The organism is Stenotrophomonas sp. 05L44_2, assembly GCF_056665995.1.
Genome location: NZ_JBFTNR010000300.1, coordinates 1 through 4758, shown reverse-complemented (window position 1 = coordinate 4758; position 4758 = coordinate 1). Strand labels below are relative to the sequence as shown.

The 4758-nt window shown below is 65.5% G+C and carries 4 protein-coding genes; 3 read left to right on the top strand and 1 reads right to left on the bottom strand.

Features of this window, described 5'->3' with window-relative positions; all coding sequences use genetic code 11:
- Nucleotides 1–179 precede the first annotated feature (179 nt).
- From arfB to dcp, 3 genes are all read left to right on the top strand, one after another.
- Nucleotides 180–611, top strand: coding sequence for an alternative ribosome rescue aminoacyl-tRNA hydrolase ArfB (gene arfB, locus AC1VAN_RS11880; protein WP_025875829.1), 432 nt, complete (start codon nucleotides 180–182; stop codon nucleotides 609–611).
- A gap of 4 nt (nucleotides 612–615) precedes the next feature.
- On the top strand, nucleotides 616–1218 hold the full coding sequence (locus AC1VAN_RS11875) for a lysophospholipid acyltransferase family protein (protein ID WP_025875827.1): 603 nt from the start codon (nucleotides 616–618) through the stop codon (nucleotides 1216–1218).
- 111 nt (nucleotides 1219–1329) lie between these two features.
- Nucleotides 1330–3486, top strand: a complete 2157-nt coding sequence (dcp, locus tag AC1VAN_RS11870; RefSeq protein ID WP_480985861.1) for a peptidyl-dipeptidase Dcp — start codon at nucleotides 1330–1332, stop codon at nucleotides 3484–3486.
- Between the two features lie 328 nt (nucleotides 3487–3814).
- On the opposite strand, the gene AC1VAN_RS11865 is transcribed toward dcp, so the two are convergent.
- A partial coding sequence (locus AC1VAN_RS11865) for an AraC family transcriptional regulator (RefSeq protein ID WP_480985860.1) occupies nucleotides 3815–4758 on the bottom strand: 944 nt, incomplete at its 5' end.

Here is a 4758-nt window from a genome sequence, read left to right as displayed (position 1 = left end):
CAGCAGGGTCGCGCGGCGCAACTGGGAGGGAACGAAGCGGATCATGCGGAGCGTCCTGCAGTACACGGGATGGCAAGCATACCCCCGGCAAAGGCGAAGGCGGCGTGTTCGGTGCCTGATCGGCGGCATACGGGGCGTGATGGCAGCCACGGCGACGCGGCTGCCGCTACAATGCGTAGATGGGCAGTGGACCGGTCATCATCAGCGCGCAGCTTGAAATCCCCGACGGCGAGATCGTCGAGCGTTTCGTGCGTGCCAGTGGTGCCGGCGGCCAGAACGTCAACAAGGTCTCCACCGCGGTGGAACTGCGTTTCGACGTGGCCGGCTCGCCCTCGTTGCCCGAGCCGCTGCGCGAGCGCCTGTTGGCGCGGCGCGACCGGCGCATGACCGGCGAAGGCGTGCTGGTCATCGACGCGCAACGTTTCCGCACCCAGGATCGCAATCGCGAGGATGCGCGCGAGCGGCTGGCGGCCTTCATCCAGGCCGGGCTGAGCGTGCCCAAACCACGCAAGGCCACCAAGCCGACCTTCGGGTCGAAACTGCGTCGTCTGGACGCCAAACGCGGGCGCGCGCAGATCAAGCGCGGGCGCTCATCACGTGACTGGGAGTGATTGCTTGAACAACCCGACGCCGTTGCTGCCGGCCATTCCGCCGAACATGCCGCAGGTCAAGCCCAACCGTTTCCTGCGCTGGCTGGCGCGCTGCACGCTGCGCATGGGCGGCTGGAAAGTGACCGGTACGCTGCCGAACGTTCCCAGGCTGGTCTTCATCATCGCTCCGCATTCGTCCAACTGGGACGGGCTGTGGGGCATGGCCGCCAAGATCGCACTGGGCATGAAAGTGAAGGTGCTGGGCAAGGCCTCGCTGTTCTGGTGGCCACTGGGCCCGCTGCTGCACAAGCTGGGCGTGATCCCGCTGGATCGCAGCTCGCCGCAGGGCACTGTCGGCCAGGCCGTGGACCTGCTGCGCAACAACGAGAAGATGTGGTTCGCCATCACCCCCGAAGGCACCCGCAAGGCCGTGAAGGACTGGAAGGCCGGCTTCCTGAAGATTGCGCGGATGGCCGACGTGCCGATYCTGGCCGCGTATTTCCACTACCCGGAAAAGACCATCGGCATCGGCCCGCTGTTCACGCCGACCGGCGATGATGCCGCAGACATGGCGACCATCCGCGAGTTCTACCGGCCCTGGATCGGCAAGACCCGCGGCACGGTCTGAGCCAGCCGCTGCTGGCAGCGTAGACGCCACGTCCGGCACATGCCGGGCGCCCGTGACAGGAGTAGGGTGGACGGCTGCCATCCCGTACCGTCTGCCCAAGGAGCGTTTTACATGTCGCGTACCGTAGTCCTGGCCGCCGCCATCAGCCTGGCGCTGGCGGCCTGTTCCGGCAAGGAGTCCACCCCCGTGTCCGAAGCCCAGAATGCACCGGCCCAGCAGCCGGCCGAAGCCTCCACCAATCCGCTGCTGACCGCCAGCAGCCTGCCGTTCCAGGCACCGCCGTTCGACAAGATCAAGGACAGCGATTACCTGCCGGCGTTCGAAGAAGGCATGCGCCAGCATCTGGCCGACGTGCGCAAGATCGCCGACAGCGCCGAGCCGGCCACCTTCGACAACACCATCGTGGCGATGGAGCGCAGCGGCGAGACCCTGACCCGCGTGTCGCGCATCTTCTTCGGCCTGGTCCAGGCCGACACCAACGATGCCCGCCAGAAGATCCAGGAAGAAGTGGCGCCGAAGCTGGCCGCGCACCAGGACGAGATCAACCTCGATCCGAAGCTGTTCGCGCGCGTGAAGTCGCTGTACGACCAGCGTGAGACGCTGGGCCTGGATCCGGTGCAGAAGCGCCTGGTCGAGCATTACTACGACGGCCTGGTGCGCTCGGGCGCGCAGCTGTCCGACGCCGACAAGGCGAGCCTGCGCAAGCTMAACGTGGAAGAAACCACGCTGKCCACCCAGTTCCACACCCGMCTGGTSGCYGCMACSGCCGCSGSTGCGGTSGTGGTSGACGACAAGGCCAAGCTGGCCGGCCTGGACGAGGGCGCGGTCAACAATGCCGCCGCGGCCGCCAAGGACCGCAAGCTGGATGGCAAGTTCCTGCTGCCGCTGCAGAACACCACCCAGCAGCCGGTGCTCGGTTCGCTGACCGACCGCGACCAGCGCGCCGCCGTGCTGAAGGCTTCGGAAACCCGTGCCGAGCGTGGCGATGCCAACGACACCCGGCAGACCGTGCAGCGCCTGGCCCAGCTGCGTGCGCAGAAGGCCAAGCTGCTCGGCTTCGACACCTTCGCCGACTACCAGCTGGGCGACCAGATGGCCAAGACCCCGGCGGCCGCACTGAAGCTGCTGACCGACACCGTGCCTGCCGCCACCGCCAAGGCGCGTGCCGAAGCCGGTGAGATCCAGAAGGTGATCGACGCCCAGAAGGGTGGTTTCCAGGTGGCCGCCTCGGATTGGGATTTCTACGCCGAGCAGGTGCGCAAGGCCAAGTACGATCTGGACGAGTCGCAGATCAAGCCGTACTTCGAGCTGGACAACGTGCTGCAGAACGGCGTCTTCTACGCCGCCACCCAGCTGTACGGCATCACCTTCAAGCCGCGCACCGACATTCCGACCTACAACCCGGACATGAAGGTGTACGAAGTGTTCGACAAGGACGGCACCTCGMTGGCCCTGTTCTACWSCGACTACTTCAAGCGTGACAGCAAGTCCGGTGGCGCCTGGATGGACGTGTTCGTCGAACAGGACGGCCTGACCGGTGCCAAGCCGGTGGTCTACAACGTCTGCAACTTCACCAAGCCGGCCGCCGGCCAGCCTGCGCTGATCAGCTTCGACGACGTCACCACGATGTTCCATGAGTTCGGCCATGCACTGCATGGCATGTTCTCGAACGTGAAGTACCCGTCGATCGCCGGTACCGCCACCTCGCGCGATTTCGTCGAGTTCCCGTCGCAGTTCAACGAGCACTGGGCGCTGGACCCGAAGGTGTTCGCCAACTACGCCAAGCACTACAAGACCGGCGAAGCGATGCCGCAGGAACTGGTCGACAAGATCCTCAAGGCGCGCAGCTTCAACCAGGGCTATGCGACCACCGAGTACCTGTCGGCGGCACTGCTCGACCTGGCCTGGCACACGCAGAAAGCCGATGCCCCGCTGCAGGACGTCGGCGCCTTCGAAGCGGGCGCGCTGAAGAAGTTCAAGGTCGATCTGCCGCAGGTGCCGCCGCGTTACCGCACCACCTACTTCGACCACATCTGGGGTGGCGGTTACTCGGCCGGCTACTACGCCTACTTCTGGGCGGAAGTGCTGGACCATGACGCCTACCAGTGGTTCACCGAACACGGTGGCCTGACCGCCGCCAACGGCCAGGAATTCCGCGACAAGATCCTCTCGCGCGGCAACAGCGTGGAGCTGTCGACCCTGTACCGCGATTTCCGCGGCAAGGACCCGTCGGTGGAGCCGCTGCTGAAGTTCCGCGGCCTGAAGTAAGCGCGGCCTGAAGTACGAAAAACAAAACGGCGGGGGAAACCCCGCCGTTTTTCGTTGTGTCGATGCCATCGACAGATTCTGCAGTTTGCCGCTCATCCACGCATGGCGTGGATCTACTGCAGTTCGCGGAAATCTGTCGAAGGCGGGTGGCTCCGGTTGCGGGGGTGTCCGCGGCATGGATGCCGCGGCCAAGCCCCCATGGACGGGTTTACGGCGTCCCCYGCMAYCGGACCCACCCCGCCATTCCACAGGAAACCTGCTTTTGCTTTCGGCAGTTGCCGTTGCCCTTGCCTCTGCGGGTGCCGGGCGGCAGCCCGGCCGATACCCCTCAGGCTGGCTGGCCGAGCTGTGCCGGCGCGCGCATCAACGTGTCACGCGGCAGTTCGCCGAACACTTTCCGGTAGTTGTCGGCAAAGCGGGAAAGATCCCACAGCCCGCAACTGAGGGCGATGGCCTTGACCGAGCGCCGGTTGGAATCGGCCATCGACAGGCTGCGGCAGGCCGCGCACAGCCGCAGCATCGACAGGTAGCGATTGGGCGAGGTGCCGAACAGATCCTCGAACGCATAGCGCAGGCCACGCTCGCTGACGCCGGCGGCATCGCAGATTTCATTCATGTAGATATTGCGGCGAAGATTGAGGCGCATGAAGTTCTCCGCCCGCTGCGCGATCAGGTAATGCGTGCGGCGGGCGCGGCTGCAACTGGGCCGATCGGCTGGGCCGGCACCGAGCAGCGCCTGGACATGCTCGTGCAGCAGGCGCTCGGTTTCTTCCGGCTGCAGCCCACCACCCTGCCCCAGCTGCGCGTGCAGTTGCTGGTAATGGCGTACCAGCGGCATCGCATCATCGCCAAGGTTGAACAGTGAAAGCGCCTGCCCCGCCGGTGGCGTGCTGCGCAGGCTCAGCTCGGTCAACTTGCGCTGCACGCGCGCGACCGGCACCAGCATCAGCGTCATCTGGGTACCAGGGCTGAGAGTGAATTCACTGATGCCTTCGGGCATCACGGTCAAGGCCATGCCCGGCGTCAGCGGCACGCCATGGCACCAGCTCAATGCATCATCGGTGGTGTGCAGGTAGCCGAGCATTGCCCAGTCCGGCGGCAGCATGAAACGGCCGCGGCAGTGGAAGCCACAGGTGATGCTGCAGAACAGGGCTTCCTCGTGAACGCGCGAAGCAAATGCCGCGCGCGGACCATTGCCATCCAGCAGCAACAGTTCCACGTCGCACACGCGGAGCACGCCGCTCAGCGTGGCCAGGTCGATTGACCTGAGAT

Bases quoted from the DNA above. Each gene is read 5' to 3' on its own strand.
- arfB (WP_025875829.1), top strand. From the start codon at position 180: ATGGGCAGTGGACCGGTCATCATCAGCGCGCAGCTTGAAATCCCCGAC.